We start from the raw sequence: 16,331 nt of genomic DNA, 5'->3' as shown, positions 1-16,331 counted from the left end.
GACAAAATTTAGCTACATGCGAAAAAGCTTAAAAGTGATCGTTTTAAGTCGTATAGCTCGTAAAAGAGGCAAAGCGATATTGCTTTTTGACTGCTTGTTCTCGCTTGCTGTTTGTTAAATACCGCATATCGGTATCAGCAATGCCAAACAAGTGTGTGAATGTAGATAAATAGAAGAATCCTGATAATGAAAGTGCTACTTGTAGAAGATGATCCAAAGGTTGCCTCGCACATTGCAAATGGACTGTTGGGTGAAGGGCATGAATGTATTACTGTAGGTGATGGAACATCAGGCTACCAACAGGCCGCTAGTAACGAACTAGATGCGGTGATTTTAGACGTAATGTTACCCGAACTCGACGGTTTCACTGTGCTTGAGAAGCTTCGCGAAGAAGGTAACACGACCCCTGTTCTATTACTAAGCGCCAAGAGCCAAGTTGAAGATAAGGTTAAAGGCCTTCGCACCGGCGCTAACGACTATCTAACTAAACCCTTCGCCTTTGAAGAGCTGCTTGCTCGCGTTGAAGGTTTGGCTGGTCGCAATAAAGACGGCGATGACAAGACCTTGATAAAAGTTGGAGACCTCACGCTAGACTTAGTTAACCGTAAAGTATTGCGTGGCGATCAAGAAATTGATCTTCAATCAAAGGAATTCCAACTACTTGAATGTCTACTTCGTCATAAAGGTAAAGTTGTAACGCGGAGCATGTTGTTGGAGCAGGTTTGGAATTATCATTTTGACCCGCAAACTAACGTGATTGATGTTCACATTAGCCGTCTACGTCAGAAAGTGGATAAAGCGTTTAATGTTCCACTTATTGAAACCGTAAGAGGCACTGGCTACCGCATAGCGGACGAGCTTGCATGATAGCAATACGCGACTTTACGCGTAGTTCTAGTTTTCGCGTAGGCGTATTGCTCACCACCCTAGCTTGTATTGCCATTGTTTTAATTGTTTACTTTTGGCGATTAACGAGCAGTGACTTGTTTATTTCCGAGTCGAATGCTGCCGTTAATGCCAAAGCAAACGCGCTCGTAACTCTCTATGAAAACCTTGGTATTGATGCCGTTAAGTCGGTCATTGTAAACGATAATAACCACGACCCTTCTAGCGCGAAAACCCCCTCTCATTCATTCGAACATCTGCGATCATTTGTCGTTCTGAGCAAAGATGAGCAAGTAGTTGCGGGGAACTTAGCATCTATCCCTCTGGTATTAGAGCGGCACAAAGGGGCCAACTTTGATACTGCAGAAATCGTTATTACCCGGCCTAACAGCTCATCAAGGAAAACCTTACGCCAAGCATTGATGAGGGAAGATGTACTAGGCGACTATACCCTCTATGTCGGGCGTGGTATCGATGACTTATATAGCGCACAGTGGTTTGGCAAAACCTTTAGCTGGATTATCGTTGTGTTGCTTTGTGCCTTAAGTATTCTAAGCTTCGCCATTGCCGTTTATGTGGTCAATCGAATTAACCGCATGTCTCAAACCGCTGATAAGATTATAAAGACTGGTAACCTTGAAGAGCGGCTAGAGATTGATAGCAATTGGGACGATCTCAGCAGTCTTTCCTTCGTTTTTAATCAAATGCTGGATACCATTGAAAGCTCGGTTAATAACATCAAGTCAGTCACAGACAGTATTGCTCATGACCTACGCACACCGCTTTCCAGACTTCGTAATACCTTAGAAAGAATTGAAGACGACCAGCTACGAGAAGACACGACTCAAGAAGCAGATAACCTGCTGAATATGTTCAATAGTTTATTGCGCATAAGCGGTCTTGAGACCACGAACAAAAAAGAGGGTTTCTGTAGTACAGATGCCCGAGCTATTGTTGAAGATGTGGTCGATCTTTACCACCCCCTTGCCGAGGAGCGCAATATTCAGCTGTCCAGTCAGCTTGAAAGCGTGACTATGCTTGCTGACCCTAACTTACTTTTCCAAGCTGTAGCCAACGTATTAGATAATGCTATCAAGTATTCAAATGAAAATAGTATGGTTGCGGTTCAGCTAATTACCACGGAAAAACACATCGTTATTGCCGTCAATGATGCAGGCATAGGCGTGGGTGAACACGAGATATTAAATCTAGAACGCCGCTTTTATCGCGCTGATGGCAGCAGAACGAGCAAAGGAAATGGGTTAGGCTTATCACTTGTCTCCGCAATAGTGAAGCTTCACGATGGGCAAACTTGGTTTGTGCACGACCCGCTAATGCAAGGACATGGTCTGGGTGTTGTTTTTTGTTTTCCGATTAATCTGCGTCAAAATTAGCTAGTCTGAATCAGTAAATAGTAGGTACTATCTAGATACCTAGTGCGCTAGGTTGTACTCGTCAAATTTACTCTTCTTTTTCTTTTTCCGAATGCTGACCTATAGATGATACAGGTCAGCAAAATTTCCAGATCGGCGAGCATTCAAGAGCTATAATTGCAAATTATCAATCAGTTTGCTTCTGCATAAAAATAGTAACTTCGGCCATCACAATACCGAACTTACGAATGTACGAACGGTTCATCATGGTAGTGTCATCGAAAGCCCAAAACCAGTCATCAAACGTTACTGAATAAGTAGTATCATCTACCGGCAAATCCATCTGGTAATGAAAATTGAAAGCGTTACCATAGCTCGTACCTTTTGCAGGACCATCAATATCACCCGCGTTACCGACAAAAGTGTTATCGCTTTGCTTTACTATTTTCCAAGTCCGAGATTCAGGCCCTTCACCTACGCCATAATCAAACGTTTCATCAAGTGTTAGGGTATTCCCCACTATTGAGCCATCAATGTTTACCACAAACCTTTGAACCACCTCTCCTGAGCGGTTTTGTACTATGCCCCATGCCTTAACGTTTCCATCGAAAAACTGCTCAATATCGAAAACCGGAGATACCGACTGATAGTCTTCACCATCGACTGACACAGAACATCCAGATAGCCCTACCATGGTCAATGCTGCAAACCCTATCCCTAAACATAACCTCATCATATTTTTTATCATTTTACTTATCCTGCTCAACTAACCCTGCTTGGGATTTATATCTATAAAATCACTAAACTAATCTTTTCCGAGTAGCTTTCTTCTAAACTTAGGTTCCGATGTTTCATCACTTAACCAGATATCAAAAAAACGCTGCGTAAACGTTTTGTCACTTATCTCATCCGCTTTTTCGCCATTTACGTAAAACACGCTTGTGCCTTCTTTCGTTGCAATCCCTGTAATTACATCGCCCTCGCTAACGTCAGGAAAGATACGCTCCATTAGCGACAGCCATTTATCAGCATCATCGGCAGCGATACCTCCCTGTTTCTTCATTTCATCAATAGAGCGCTTGGCAATCTTTTTTCCCTCAAGGTCCCGTTGGTAGGTCAAACGAAGGGCGAAAGGAGGCTGCTTTGCGTACTTGCCTTCAGAAGCAAAAAGCTCTCCGGTATATACGTCCCAAAAGTAGTAAGAAAACATGCCTTTCCCCACTAGTTTCGCATTGGGAACATACTCATTGATGTGTTCTGAATCAGACTCTTGCGCATAGGCGTTGTTTGACATGGTTAGTCCGCTCACTGATATGGAAAAAAATATAATAAAGGCAGATGCAGCGGCTATTTTATTGGCGCAAGACATACAAATAGCCCAAGCGCTTTTTACGTAATAAAAAAACCATGATGGGGTATAAATCACAGCTTTTCGTGAAACGCCGTTTTTCTTAATAACCATAAAAATGCTCTTATAAGTCCTAATAAAAATTACAGGTCTTTTATTGAATTTGTATCTGGTTATACTCTTGTCAATGTGCAATTGATCAACTGTCTCTAGGCTCTCAACGTGCTTTCCCTTGATGAATTTAAAACGTCACTCACTCTTCCTTCGCCTCTTATCCCTTTCAAACCGAACTGGGGGGGTGCAAGCAAGGTGTCGCTTTATGTGAAGCGTGATGATGCTATTCACCCTGTGATGTCAGGAAACAAATGGCGAAAGCTAAGCCATGCACTAACTAGCCCTTTGCCAAACGCCGTAATCAGTTTCGGCGGCGGCTTTTCTAACCACCTTCATGCGTTGGGGTTTGTTTGTTACAAACTTGGTATTCCCTTTACCGCCATTATTCGCGGCGACTACAGTGCTGCACCATCGCCAATGATTAAGGATTTGATGCAGTGGCAGACTCGCATTGAATATGTAAATAGAATTACCTACAAAAAGCGTAACGATAGTACTTATTTAGATGAACTAAAGCTGGAGTTCCCCAATGCGATTATCATTCCTGAAGGTGGAAGCCAGGCCCTAGCGCTTCAGGGGATAAAAGATATGGTCGATGAAATCGAGGTAGACTTCGATTTTATCGTTGCCCCTGTCGCAAGCGGTGCCACATTGGCGGGAATTGTAAATGCATTAAATAAACGTAATAGTACTACGGGCATCGAGTTTAGTTCTCGCAACAAAGCCATTGGCATAGGCGTACTAAAAGGTGAAGGCTATCTAGAGGGGTTGGTTGAGCAATTTCTTCCAATAACTAACCAAGCAAATTGGCATATTGATCATAGCTACCATTTTGGTGGCTACGCCAAAGCGCCAAGTGAGCTTCAAACCTTTTGCAACGATTTCAATAACACTATGGATTTTGAAATAGAGCCAGTTTACTCGGGCAAAGCTTTCTGGGCCGTTAAAGATATGCTGGCTAAAGGCAAGTTTGAGGACGGTTCACGCATTGTTGTATTGCATACAGGAGGTTTGCAAGGAGCTAGATAAAACCTTGTTTTAAAAAAGTATTGTTTTAACTATGTATGAGTGATAAAACTAAATTAGTGGGCATGCTCACATCACTCATAAATAATAAATCAACGATAACAACAAGAAGTTTGTCGCAGGATGCGGCATAAAATTTAAAGCTTGCTACCTGCAAACTTCATCAAGGAATGATTATGAAAGATATTTTCTTTTTCGACTCAATGCTCACCCCTAAAATTATCACTTTCGTGTACTGGCTATTGCTTCTAGCGTCAGTGGTAAGTGGCGTAACAACAATGTTTGTAGGTTACGACGCAAGCTTCGTATACGGCCTATTTATTATCGTGTCTGGCTGTATTGGCGCAAGAATCTGGTGCGAACTACTTATCGTTCTCTTCAAAATTCACAGCAACCTTCAAAAAATTGCAAATAAAGAGTAGTGTTATGCGAATGCTATCGCTTCTTTAAATAGCGATAGCATTCCGTTTATTTCTTAATCCAGGCCTTTACATCGATCTGCAACAGGATAGCCAAACAACCTTTTCAACTTTGCTTTTATTCCTTTTGCTTGCTGAAGCTGTTCACGAAGCACACCTATTTGACTGAAGTTGGCGCTAAGAGGATTATCCTTAGGTATTTTTCCAACTATGCCGTACTTTATACTGATTGTTTTATCTTCTTCAGCGAAAGTGCCGAATAACTTATCCCATATAATAAGTACGCCACCATAGTTCTTATCAATATAAGGCTTATTGGTTGCGTGGTGAATGCGGTGATGAGTAGGCGTATTGAAGATATGCTCTGCCCAGCCTAAATGACCAATCGTTTGCGTATGTACAAAAAACTGATAAGCCAGATTGATGGCAACAATGGCGAAGACCAAACTTGGTGAAAAACCGATGAGTATCATTGGCACCCAGAACAGCCACATGCCCACGAATGGGTACAAAATACTTTGTCTAAACGCTGTCGTGAAATTCATTTTTGTTGAGCTGTGATGCACCACATGGGCCAGCCAAAACCAGTGTATGTTGTGTGAAGCCCGATGAAACCAGTAGTACAAGAAGTCTTGCAGGATAAAACCTGTAACAAGCGATACTGCCGTAAGCTCTATGTTAAATAGAGAAAACTGGTGCAGCCAAAGAAACAAAGGCATTAGTAGTAGTAATACCAAAGCATCAGAGCCCTGATGAAGTAATGCAAGTAATGCATTGTTCACACTGTCTTTTACGTTATAAAACTGCCGTGCCTTTTTGAACTCCACAAAAACACACAGTAAGAAAACCGGGCTTAAGCCAAGTAAAATAAGTTCAACAGGGATCAAAACGCGCTCCTAACTTATTTAAACATTGCTCTATATCGTTTTGTAAAAGGTGTGTCAGTAGCCAGTTGGGTATATACCAAGGCGCGCAACAGCTAATGTGATAAGAAACTTTGGTTAGGCTACCCTGTGCGGAAAACCTGATAACTCCCCGATGATCTTTTACTGGAAAGTCGTCAACAACACGATATTCAATACCATCTGTGTCTGCTTTCACAATCTCTTCTTTAAAGCTAACGCCTAGAATACTCACTTCTCTCACGCAGCCTACTCCGCCACTAACTTCACTATTATTTGCCGCCCTTAATACCTTAAACGAAGCGTTAAAGAAATCGCTTAAATTCGGGTGATCAAGCAGCGTATCGCGAAGCACTTGTGGCGTTGCATGAATAATTCTTTGGTAGTGAACGTCAACCATTTACGATATGTCCTCTTCTCATGGCTATTAGCATAAATTGACATTCCTATTTGATCTTGCGTTAATACGTCATGATTCTTGTTATTTTGCGACATGCATATGCCATCAGTTTCTTTTGCCTATATTCAAAGTATAGAAAGCTATTTAGCTAGTTTAGAGGTTGATACAAGAGAACTGTCGCGACTCACGCAAAAGCATAGCTCACTTCCAGGTTCATCCCGTGTTTCCATGGAAGCCTACGTCGAGCTTTTAAACCAAGGTGCATCGCTCACCAACAATGCATTATTTGGGTTTGAGTTAGGCAAACATATTCAGGCAAAAGATTATGGAGTGTTGGGTTACCTCGTTGAAAGTTGCGAGAATTTAGCTCAAGCCATAGGGGCGCTTACTCGGTTTGATGCGCTAGTCGCTGATATCGGCACAACAAGCGTATTTTTTGAATCTAACAATGCCCGGGTTGAATGGGTGCCTAAAAGCTCAGATTGCAAACAAATGGTATTGCGCAATACCACCGCGTGGGTAGCAACCGTTTATAAAATATTGGGTTCAGCCTGCCAATTAAACGCTATTACCTTTACTTTCCCCTTAAGTACATTGGAAAAAAATACGTTAGCCCAGTGGTTTAACTGCGAGGTGATTGATTGCGCCCGCACTAACGCCATTATTTTTCCCCTACACTTACTGCATGTGCCGTTTACCAGTGAAAACAAGGCTATGTTCAGCGCGCTAATAAAAGTGACTGAAGAAGAATTAGACGAGTGCAAAGGGGAACGATTTGCTCAAACCAACAAGCGCCATTTTTCCCCTAATCCACACGAAGATATCGCTCACAAAGTCGTTGCACTTTTAAAGGCCAACCCAACGCTAAAGGGGTGTGATCAAAAGCGTATGGCCGAAGCGCTATTCATAAGCCCGCGCACCCTGCAGCGAAAGTTGAAGCGAAGCAACACTAGCTTTCAGCAAATTCTTGATAGTGAGCGAAAATCTCGCTTAAACGACCACCTTAGACAATACTCTATTGCCGACACCGCAGATTTATTGGGGTTCCAAGAACAATCATCATTTACCCACGCGTTTAAAAAGTGGTTTTCTACTACACCGCTTAAGTATCAAAAACAGCTAAAATTGAAAGGGTAAGCGTATTTCGTTATTAACCTTGCCGCATGCGCTATTGCGGCTCGAAAAAGGTAATGTGACTTATAATCTTTTAGTCTGAAAAGGCAATTTTTACTATCGAAATTATGATTATTAAACTAATGTGACTGAGAACGCGTAGGTATTACCAGGTGTACAGCAACGCTAACTCACAGGAGATACGCTATGATCGACCGTCCAGTTACATTGCCAACGCAGTTAAACGCACTCGTGTCAAAGTCACTTAATCTATGTGAGCTTATGTTACCCGTGTGTGATGTGTTTTATCCTTTTGCTGCTATTTACGAAAATGGTCGCATCGGTTGTATTTTTGCCGACGAGACTGGAACTAAAAAGCGCGAGTCACAGCTTATTGAACAGCTTCAGTGGCGAATAATCGACACCACAACAGATACAAACAGTTACAGTGTCTTAGTGTATGCTGCGGCAGTTAACACTCAAGACAGTAAAACCCTTGATGCGATTGCCATTGCAACTGCCACACCAAATCACGAAGAACGACTCATACTCTATCCTTACTACAAAGTAGATGACAAAGTAGTCATTTCTCCGCCTATAGATACGGTAACGCGTTAGTGCAATACGGTAGTGAAAGCATTGTTTTTCAAATTACCTAGTACAAACCAAGTTCGGTTATTACAATAGTCTTTTTAGGTAGTATCGCTAGTGCGTGCACTACCTTTTACATTCGTTGTTACGATTAAAATTTTTTGTCCTTTCATAGGCTGTCTGTGCTTGCCAAATCCCATTGGTCTGCTAGCATTCAGCCCAAAATTCATTAGCAAAATTAGGGATTAGTTATTATGTCTCGCGTTTTAATTATTGGTGCTGGCGGTGTTGCGTCGGTAACTGTGAAAAAATGTGCACGTTTACCGCAACATTTCGACGAAATTTACTTAGCAAGCCGCACGGTATCTAAGTGTGAAGCGCTACAGCAAGAAGTAGGTGTAGATCGCGTTAAGGGCGTTTTCGCTGTTGATGCCGACAATGCAAAAGAAGTTGAAGCACTTATTAACGAAGTAAAACCAGACCTAGTAATCAACCTAGCGTTGCCATACCAAGACCTTCCTATTATGGATGCGTGTCTTGCCACTAACACAGATTACTTAGACACTGCCAACTATGAGCCAAAAGACGAAGCGAAATTCGAATATTCGTGGCAGTGGGCTTACCAAGACAAGTTTAAAGACGCGGGCATTATGGCCCTTCTTGGCAGTGGCTTTGATCCAGGCGTAACTAACGTTTACACAGCATATGCAGCTAAGCATTACTTCGACGAAATCCACTACCTTGATATCGTAGACTGTAATGGTGGCGATCACGGTCAGGCTTTCGCGACTAACTTCAACCCTGAAATCAACATTCGTGAAATTACCCAACGCGGTCGTTTTTGGGAAAACGGCGAGTGGAAAGAAACCGATCCGCTAAGCGTACGTGAAGACCTAGATTACCAAAACATTGGGGTTCGTGCGTCTTATCTGATGTTCCACGAAGAATTAGAGTCTATTGTTAAGCACTTCCCTACTCTGAAGCGCGCACGCTTCTGGATGACCTTCGGCGATGCTTATCTTAACCACCTGCGCGTACTTGAAGGCATTGGTATGACTAGTATTGAGCCAGTTGAATTCCAAGGCCAGAAGATTGTGCCTCTAGAATTCTTGAAAGCAGTACTGCCTAACCCAGGCTCACTTGCTGAAGGCTATAGCGGTATGACGTGCATTGGCACTTACATCACAGGTATTAAAGACGGCAAAGAAAAGACCATCTTTATCTACAATAACTGTGACCATGCAAAATGTAATGAAGAAGTGGGCGCACAAGCGGTATCTTATACTACAGGTGTTCCGGCAATGATTGGTGCGGCGCTTATGCTTAACGGTACATGGAAAGAGTCGGGCGTTTGGAATATGGAACAATTCGACCCAGACCCATTCATGGATATGCTTAACGAGCACGGTCTTCCATGGCACGTTCTTGAATGTGAAAGCAGCCCTTTCACTAAATAATCGATATATAGGGCGCTTAATTCAAGCGCCTTTTTTATTAACGCCACAGTTTAAACTAGACCAAATTATACGAACGTGTTATTCCGCGTAGTTTTGAGCTATGACCTGTAATGTAATACATTGGGCGTTAGATAAATGTTGAAAGCAGTTTTATTTTTGGAGCTTTACCCCATTGACCGATTTAACTCAACGCACTGATATCCCCTCTCCTTGCTACGTGCTAGAAGAAGCAAAATTAATTAAAAACCTTGAGCTAATGAAACGGGTTCAAGATGAATCTGGCGCCCGCATCATTCTCGCGCTAAAAGGCTTTTCGATGTGGTCTTGCTTCGACATTATTAAGCAGTATTTACACGGTGCAACAGCAAGCTCGGTATGGGAAGCGAAACTTGCTGCAGAGATGGGTAAAGAAGTTCACGCTTATTCTCCAGCGTATAAAGTTAATGACGCTAAGGAACTAGCGAGTCTTGTTAACCATCTGTCTTTCAATAGTTTGTCTCAGTGGAATGCGCATAAAGAAACGTTATCGAACGTTTCATTAGGCCTTCGCATAAACCCTGAGCATCAAGAGGCTGATACGCCACTGTACGATCCAGCAGCGCCAGGCTCGCGCTTAGGCATACGCGCCAGTGAACTAGAAGGCGTGGATCTGACAGGTATAGAGGGTTTCCACTGCCACAACCTCTGTGAATGTGATTCTTTCGCTACTGCACGTACCCTTGAGGCCATCGAAAAGCGCTTTGGTAAATGGCTAGGTCAATTAAAATGGTTGAACCTAGGCGGTGGACATCTTATGACCCGTGAAGGTTATGATGTAGAGCACCTTATTAAAACGCTAAAAGACTTTAAAGCACGTTACCCACACCTAGACGTAATTTTAGAGCCAGGCTCTGCGGTTGCGTGGCAAACAGGTCCACTAATTTGTGAAGTGGTAGATATGGTAGAAAACGATGGTGATATTGCCATTTTAGATATCTCGGCTACCGCTCACATGCCGGACGTTTTGGAAATGCCTTACCGCCCTGCCATTTTAGGTGCAGGTATGCCAGATGAAAAAGCATATAACGTGAAGCTAGGCGGAAACTCGTGTCTTGCCGGTGACGTAATAGATGTCTACTCGTTCGACAAGTCGTTAAAAGCAGGCGATCGTTTACAGTTTGAAGATATGATGCACTATACCATGGTAAAAACCACGTTCTTTAACGGTGTAGAGCACCCCGCTATTGGTATTTTACGAACTAATGGCGACTTCGAACTAGTTCGTGAGTTCAGCTACGAAGACTTTAAAGGCCGTTTGTCTTAGTCTTAACCCTTCACTAAAAAGTATACCAAAAGCTAATTGATCAATATTTGACCAATTAGCTTGTTCCCAATCTGCTCTAGTGCTATTTTGAGATTGTTGAGTAGTCAAAAGGGAATTTCGACCTACCATTCCTTTCTAAGGTGAGTCCTTAATCTCCGTCGTCTTTTGTTCAACACCGAATTCAGGTGTTGTATCAAACCATCAAAAATTGCCTGTCTCGGTTATATCTTATCTTTATCAGAGGAATTGATCGTGAGAAGGAATAATCTAGGCTCAAGCTGTGCAACTCAAGTACACACATTTGCCAAACCTATTGTATCTGCGCTTAGTGCGCTACTTTTAACCACGGCCTGTATGTCGACAGCTCCTTCTATGGGAGGTGGAAGTTCAGGCGCAGTAAGTGGTGGCGCCGGCGGCGCTGCGGCTTCAAACAATAATGCGCAATTAGAGAATTGTGACGAAACACTCGGTACATTAAGTGTTTTTGAAGATACAAGTTTGCCCTGGTGGTCAGAGTACCGCAGAACTTACCCAAAACTCGGCAGTACCATTCCTGTTATCAGGTTAATGATTCAACAGTCTAACTGTTTTGTCATTGTTGAGCGTGGCCGCGCTATGAATGCAATGAACACCGAGCGTCAGCTAATGCAATCTGGGCAACTTCGCTCTGGTTCAAATATTGGGGGCGGCCAAATGGTAGCAGCTGATTACACGCTCAGCCCATCTGTACTTTTTGCCGAAAAAACCCAGGGTGGTAAAGCCATAGCCGGTGCACTGTTTGGCACATTAGGCTCTATCGTTGGCGGAGGTTTTAGCAAGAATGAAGCGGCTACCTCGTTACTACTTATAGATAACCGCTCCGGTGTTCAGGTTTCTGCTGCAACAGGTAGTGCTGCGAATCACGACTTTAGCTTGTTTGGCGGCATGTTTGCTGGCGCAGCAGCAGGTGGCGCTGGCGGTTTCTCAAAAACACCTGAAGGAAAAATGCTGGTCACTGCTTTTGCCGATTCTTTTAACCAGATGGTGGTCGCACTTCGCTCTTACAAAGCCCAAGAAGTTGAAGGGGGGCTAGGAAAAGGAGGAAGGTTAACAGTCGGGGGCGCTAATGATGCCATGCCAGACGCTACCGATGCTCCTGCAATAACTACCTCAACAACAACCACTGCCGTCTATGTCGACAACACCCCTTCTAGGGTCACCGTTTCAGACCGCAGGTCTTACAATTTTGACGTCGATGAATACGATGAAAAAGCCTTTAATAGGTACTATGACTGGCTGAAAAACTATGGCCCATTAATGACTGCGTTCGTCTCCTTCGACCCAGAAAATAACAATCCTAACTGGCCAGGCGGAATGTCTATGGCGGCAGCCGCGACCATGCTTCTAACTCAGTTAGATTCTCATCGCATTGAACTTGAGGCATGGCCTTATGAGGCCAGAGTTCAAGCATGGAGAAAGATGGGAAAAAGGTTGGAAAGCCACACTGAACTGTTTGAGCGAAACCGGACATTAGCGCTTCGAAATGAAAAACTTGACGACGAAGTGCGTCAAGTTATTGAAAGCATACAGGTAGTAACAAAAGAAAGCTTGTTCCCAGAGGGTATTTAGCTATTAGGACATTGAACCCGAAGCCGCAAATTGCGGCTTCGACTCTCAATACTTTTGATAGTAGTAACACGTTATATCTATACCACACCGCTACCCGAAGCAGCCTCAGATTTGTCAATCTCTCCTTCAGCGAGAACGTCATTACCTAATTCTATTTTAAAGGTTGTGCCAGGCTTCCCCTGCAAACTGTAGCGAAAGCCGTACATCTCACCTTCGTTCAATGAGACTTCTGTCACATCATTTGGATGGATTAAATCGTAAACGCCAGAGTCATTCGTTTGAGAGAATATATCTACCAGCCATTTGCCATCAGACATGGTGATTTTAAGAGTCTTTGTCATCTGCGCCTCCTTTAGTAACCAGCCCATTCATCTTGGACTGTCATACAATGTACTACTTTGTATTTCGCCGATGACGCTTAAGATCAATCTTTCTTAGAGCAAATTACGCTTTTGCATCTAGCCCTGCTTGATACAGCGCATTCTTTTTCAAGTCATAATGACTTGCTACCACAGCCGCGGCTTTTTTTAACGGCATGTGCTCGCACAAGGTATTTAGGAGTGACATTGCTTCACTGGGTATTGCTTGGTCACTTACTTTAGCGGGACCAATCATCACAACGAACTCACCTTTTTGGTGTGCAGCATCGGCATTAAGATAATTAATCACATCTTGCGCGTTACCACTTACATAGGTTTCAAAGGTTTTAGTCAACTCTTTAGCCACAACAATGTGGCGTTCGCCTAATACACGCTGAATATCAGTAACCGTGTCTAGAATTCGACGAGGCGCTTCATAGTAAACCGTGGTAAAAGTTCTATCTAATAGCGCTGATAGTACGCCTTCCCGCGCTTGGGTTTTAACAGGCAAAAAGCCTTCAAATGTAAATTTATCTGTAGGCAGCCCTGACGCGCTTAATGCAGTAATTGCGGCGCATGGTCCGGGCAAAGCACTAACTGGAATGCCTTGTTCACGGCATTTACGCACTAAAACAAAACCCGGGTCGCTGATAAGTGGCGTGCCCGCATCACTTATCAACGCGACAGATTCACCACCTTTCAAACGCTCACACAGCATGGCAGTACGCTTATCTTCATTATGCTCGTGAAGTGAAAGGGTTTTAGTTCCAATACTAAAGTGCTGAAGAAGTCGCGCGCTATGACGGGTGTCCTCGGCAGCAATCCAGTTAACTTCACTTAATACGCGAATTGCTCTAGCGCTGATGTCATCTAGGTTGCCAATAGGCGTAGGAACAATATATAGAGTGGCGGTGTCTGTCATAACAGTGGTTAAGTCTTACGTTAAATTGAAAGGTTATGCGGTAAGTGTATCACGCCATTAGTCCAGATTATGCTGGCAAGCGTAGATTTTCACACTGGTTAAGATAAACTTGACCTATAACGATGTAAAAGGAATGAAACTGTGCGTCATATCGGACAATCTGGAAAAATTTTTACGCTATCAGCCATTGCTACGGTTTTGGTACTATCGGGTTGTGGGAGTACTCCAAAAACTCAGTCGAAACCTGTGGTAGTGGAACCGACTCCAATTGAAACCACCCAGGTTGAAGAGAACGTCACACCTTCGCACAAACTCCTAGAAGCTAAGAAGGTATGGGAACGTACCCGAGATAAAGTACAGCGTAATAGCTTATTACTACAGGCCGCTGACTTATACCTTCAAAATCAGCAACCTGTATTAGCGCAGCAGGTGTTGTTTGAAGTTAAAGAAGATGGTGTGTCAGAACGCAATCACTCGTACTATTCCCTTTTAGTTACCAAGGCCTATGCGGGGATGCCTGATGCGTCAGCAGATGAATTACTGGCAATGCTGGACGGAGTAATGGGTACAGGTGAAACTGCATTTCAAAAAGCAGAACTTCAAACTCAGCTGTACTCACAGCAAGGTAATTTTGCAGCAGCAGCCAATAGCGTGCTACAAACCAATTTGTCAGACGAGGATAAAGTACAGCAGGTGTGGCAGTGGCTCACTTCCATACCGACAGAAAGGCTTTCAACAGTAGGAAAAGCGTATCCTTCCCTTTCACCTTTCATCACGCTTCGCGAGTTGACTGAAGCGAATGCTTCATCGCCCGCAACGTTAGCAAGAGAACTTCAAAAGTTTCAACAAGTTTATCGCGGGCACATTTTAGAAACGACTTTGCCTAACAATGTGCTTAAAGCAACACAGCTTACTGACGCTGGCGCCAATGATATTGCAGTACTACTTCCGCTTTCCGGCCGCTTAGCGCGCACGGGGCAAGTAGTAAAAAATGGTATAATGTCGGCCTATTATACTGATGTTGAAAAACGTCAAGATGAGCACTTACTGCCGCGACTTCGTTTTATTGACACTAATGGCGTTGATACGCAGCACCTACTTAATGAAATTGGCGACACTAAATTTATTGTCGGACCGCTACTTAAAGATACTGTAGAAAATTTAATTCCCAATTTACCGACAGGTGTGAACGTACTAGCATTGAATCGGCCAGAAGAACTGATAGACAAAGTAGCAGCAAACGATACGTCGACAAGTAATACATTAACGACATCAGCCAGCGCTGAGCTAAATATTGATTCAAATACGCCTGAAAGCGTATTGAAAGCTCCCGAGACCCAAGGGGAGCTGGATGCACTGGGTCTAGCCACTTCGTTGAACTATTTCGGTCTTGCCCCAGAGGATGAAGCCAAGCAGCTTGCTGAATATATCTTCAATAAAGGCTACCGTGCACCTATCGTTATTGCGGCTCAAAGCAGTTTGTATCAGCGAATGGACACCACGTTTAAAACGCATTGGAGAGCGCTTAACAATAAAGAGAATAAGCGTCGCACTAACATAACATCGGTTACTTTTAACGACAGTAACTCGCTTCGCGAGGGTATCACTCAAGCGCTTGATGTTGCACAAAGCAATGATCGCATTAATCAAATTGAGTACATGACCAACGATGAAGTGTACAACATGCCTCGCAGCAGGCGGGATATTGATGCCATAGTCGCGTTTGCGTCTCCGCAAGACACAGAGCTGCTAAACCCAATAATTGAAGCAAGCTTAAACCCTTACGACGGTAAGCAAGTTCCTGTGTATGCTACATCTCGTTCGATGGATTACGACAGCGGAAAAAACCAATGGCGTGATTTACAAAATGTGCATTTTATTGATATGCCATGGTTAATGCCTTCACACAACTGGCAACCTCTTCAGCAAGAGGTGGAGCACGCTTGGCAAAATCAAAATACCATGCAAAAACGTTTGTTTGCGTTTGGCTTCGATGCCTACCAGCTGCTTCCCCAGCTAGGCATGCTAAACACGCTTAAGTACCTTTCACACGAGGGATTGACCGGAACCCTTTCGCTTAATGAGAAAGGCGAAGTCATTCGCCGGCAGCCTCAAGCTATGATCCGTAACGAAAAAGTACAGATGCTGTCGGAGTAAAATATGTCAAAACTGCAAGGGAATGCAGCAGAAGACAAAGCCTGTCATTATCTAGAGGAACAAGGCCTTACCCTTCTGTGTCGAAACTACCGTACGCGATGTGGTGAGTTAGATATTGTAATGCAAGACGGCAATACTATTGTGTGTATTGAAGTCAAATATCGGAAACGGAATCATTTTGGCAGTGCATTAGAATTTGTAACGGCTAAAAAGCTAAATCGAATTCATGCTGCGTTTGGTTTCTATTTGTTAGATAATAACCTGAATCCAGCATCTACGCCCTTACGGATAGACGTTATTGCCATAGACGGAAGCAACCTTCAGTGGCTGAAGAACGTGGGCTAAAGACTGACA

General features: G+C 43.4%; 17 protein-coding genes. 11 read left to right on the top strand and 6 right to left on the bottom strand.

Features of this window, described 5'->3' with window-relative positions; genetic code table 11:
- The first annotated feature begins 186 nt into the window (after window positions 1–186).
- A complete protein-coding gene (locus ACXAGK_RS06080) occupies window positions 187–867 on the top strand; it encodes a response regulator transcription factor (protein ID WP_474805288.1) in 681 nt (226 codons plus the stop codon).
- Entirely contained in the window at window positions 864–2,279 is a 1,416-nt protein-coding gene (locus ACXAGK_RS06075) for a sensor histidine kinase (protein ID WP_474854879.1), read from the top strand. The genes ACXAGK_RS06080 and ACXAGK_RS06075 overlap by 4 nt, the downstream gene beginning before the upstream one ends.
- A gap of 166 nt (window positions 2,280–2,445) precedes the next feature.
- Here the strand turns inward: ACXAGK_RS06075 and ACXAGK_RS06070 are convergent, their stop codons facing one another.
- Both ACXAGK_RS06070 and ACXAGK_RS06065 read right to left on the bottom strand, forming a co-directional pair.
- Window positions 2,446–3,006, bottom strand: a complete 561-nt coding sequence (locus tag ACXAGK_RS06070; RefSeq protein ID WP_474854878.1) for a DUF3833 domain-containing protein — start codon at window positions 3,004–3,006, stop codon at window positions 2,446–2,448.
- A gap of 57 nt (window positions 3,007–3,063) precedes the next feature.
- Entirely contained in the window at window positions 3,064–3,552 is a 489-nt protein-coding gene (locus tag ACXAGK_RS06065; RefSeq protein ID WP_474854877.1) for a chalcone isomerase family protein, read from the bottom strand.
- A 276-nt stretch (window positions 3,553–3,828) separates the two neighbouring features.
- Here ACXAGK_RS06065 and ACXAGK_RS06060 point away from each other — a divergent pair, with 276 nt between their 5' ends.
- Both ACXAGK_RS06060 and ACXAGK_RS06055 read left to right on the top strand, forming a co-directional pair.
- Window positions 3,829–4,749, top strand: a complete 921-nt coding sequence (locus ACXAGK_RS06060; protein WP_474854875.1) for a 1-aminocyclopropane-1-carboxylate deaminase/D-cysteine desulfhydrase — start codon at window positions 3,829–3,831, stop codon at window positions 4,747–4,749.
- 173 nt (window positions 4,750–4,922) lie between these two features.
- Window positions 4,923–5,168 carry a DUF4282 domain-containing protein gene (locus ACXAGK_RS06055; RefSeq protein ID WP_118492654.1) on the top strand — a complete coding sequence of 82 codons (246 nt, stop codon included), beginning with the start codon at window positions 4,923–4,925 and terminating at the stop codon, window positions 5,166–5,168.
- 53 nt (window positions 5,169–5,221) lie between these two features.
- On the opposite strand, the gene ACXAGK_RS06050 is transcribed toward ACXAGK_RS06055, so the two are convergent.
- Together ACXAGK_RS06050 and ACXAGK_RS06045 are read right to left on the bottom strand one after the other, a co-directional pair.
- On the bottom strand, window positions 5,222–6,052 hold the full coding sequence (locus ACXAGK_RS06050; protein WP_474854873.1) for a sterol desaturase family protein: 831 nt from the start codon (window positions 6,050–6,052) through the stop codon (window positions 5,222–5,224).
- Window positions 6,039–6,467 carry an SRPBCC family protein gene (locus ACXAGK_RS06045; protein WP_474854871.1) on the bottom strand — a complete coding sequence of 143 codons (429 nt, stop codon included), beginning with the start codon at window positions 6,465–6,467 and terminating at the stop codon, window positions 6,039–6,041. Before ACXAGK_RS06045 ends, ACXAGK_RS06050 begins: the two co-directional genes overlap by 14 nt.
- 99 nt (window positions 6,468–6,566) lie before the next feature.
- Between ACXAGK_RS06045 and ACXAGK_RS06040 the strand changes: the two genes are divergently transcribed.
- The 5 genes from ACXAGK_RS06040 to ACXAGK_RS06020 all read left to right on the top strand — a co-directional run bounded on the left by ACXAGK_RS06040 (window position 6,567) and on the right by ACXAGK_RS06020 (window position 12,539).
- Entirely contained in the window at window positions 6,567–7,604 is a 1,038-nt protein-coding gene (locus ACXAGK_RS06040; protein ID WP_474854869.1) for an AraC family transcriptional regulator, read from the top strand.
- A gap of 183 nt (window positions 7,605–7,787) precedes the next feature.
- Window positions 7,788–8,198, top strand: a complete 411-nt coding sequence (locus ACXAGK_RS06035; protein WP_474854867.1) for a hypothetical protein — start codon at window positions 7,788–7,790, stop codon at window positions 8,196–8,198.
- A gap of 227 nt (window positions 8,199–8,425) precedes the next feature.
- Complete coding sequence (locus ACXAGK_RS06030; RefSeq protein ID WP_474854865.1) at window positions 8,426–9,628, top strand: saccharopine dehydrogenase family protein; 1,203 nt, start codon at window positions 8,426–8,428, stop codon at window positions 9,626–9,628.
- 172 nt (window positions 9,629–9,800) lie between these two features.
- Entirely contained in the window at window positions 9,801–10,931 is a 1,131-nt protein-coding gene (nspC, locus tag ACXAGK_RS06025) for a carboxynorspermidine decarboxylase (RefSeq protein ID WP_474854863.1), read from the top strand.
- Between the two features lie 252 nt (window positions 10,932–11,183).
- Window positions 11,184–12,539 carry a CsgG/HfaB family protein gene (locus tag ACXAGK_RS06020; RefSeq protein WP_474854861.1) on the top strand — a complete coding sequence of 452 codons (1,356 nt, stop codon included), beginning with the start codon at window positions 11,184–11,186 and terminating at the stop codon, window positions 12,537–12,539.
- Between the two features lie 77 nt (window positions 12,540–12,616).
- On the opposite strand, the gene ACXAGK_RS06015 is transcribed toward ACXAGK_RS06020, so the two are convergent.
- Both ACXAGK_RS06015 and rsmI read right to left on the bottom strand, forming a co-directional pair.
- Entirely contained in the window at window positions 12,617–12,880 is a 264-nt protein-coding gene (locus ACXAGK_RS06015; RefSeq protein ID WP_474805277.1) for a hypothetical protein, read from the bottom strand.
- 103 nt (window positions 12,881–12,983) lie between these two features.
- Window positions 12,984–13,820 (bottom strand): 16S rRNA (cytidine(1402)-2'-O)-methyltransferase, encoded by an 837-nt coding sequence (gene rsmI, locus ACXAGK_RS06010; RefSeq protein ID WP_474854859.1) that lies wholly within the window; start codon window positions 13,818–13,820, stop codon window positions 12,984–12,986.
- A 141-nt stretch (window positions 13,821–13,961) separates the two neighbouring features.
- Between rsmI and ACXAGK_RS06005 the strand changes: the two genes are divergently transcribed.
- Both ACXAGK_RS06005 and ACXAGK_RS06000 read left to right on the top strand, forming a co-directional pair.
- Window positions 13,962–15,977: a penicillin-binding protein activator gene (locus ACXAGK_RS06005; RefSeq protein ID WP_474854857.1), complete on the top strand. Its 2,016-nt coding sequence runs from the start codon at window positions 13,962–13,964 to the stop codon at window positions 15,975–15,977.
- A gap of 3 nt (window positions 15,978–15,980) precedes the next feature.
- Window positions 15,981–16,322 (top strand): YraN family protein, encoded by a 342-nt coding sequence (locus ACXAGK_RS06000; RefSeq protein ID WP_474854855.1) that lies wholly within the window; start codon window positions 15,981–15,983, stop codon window positions 16,320–16,322.
- Window positions 16,323–16,331 lie beyond the last annotated feature (9 nt).

Source organism: Alteromonas sp. ABM1_013 (assembly GCF_056160505.1).
This window is presented reverse-complemented; position numbering and strand designations above follow the sequence as displayed.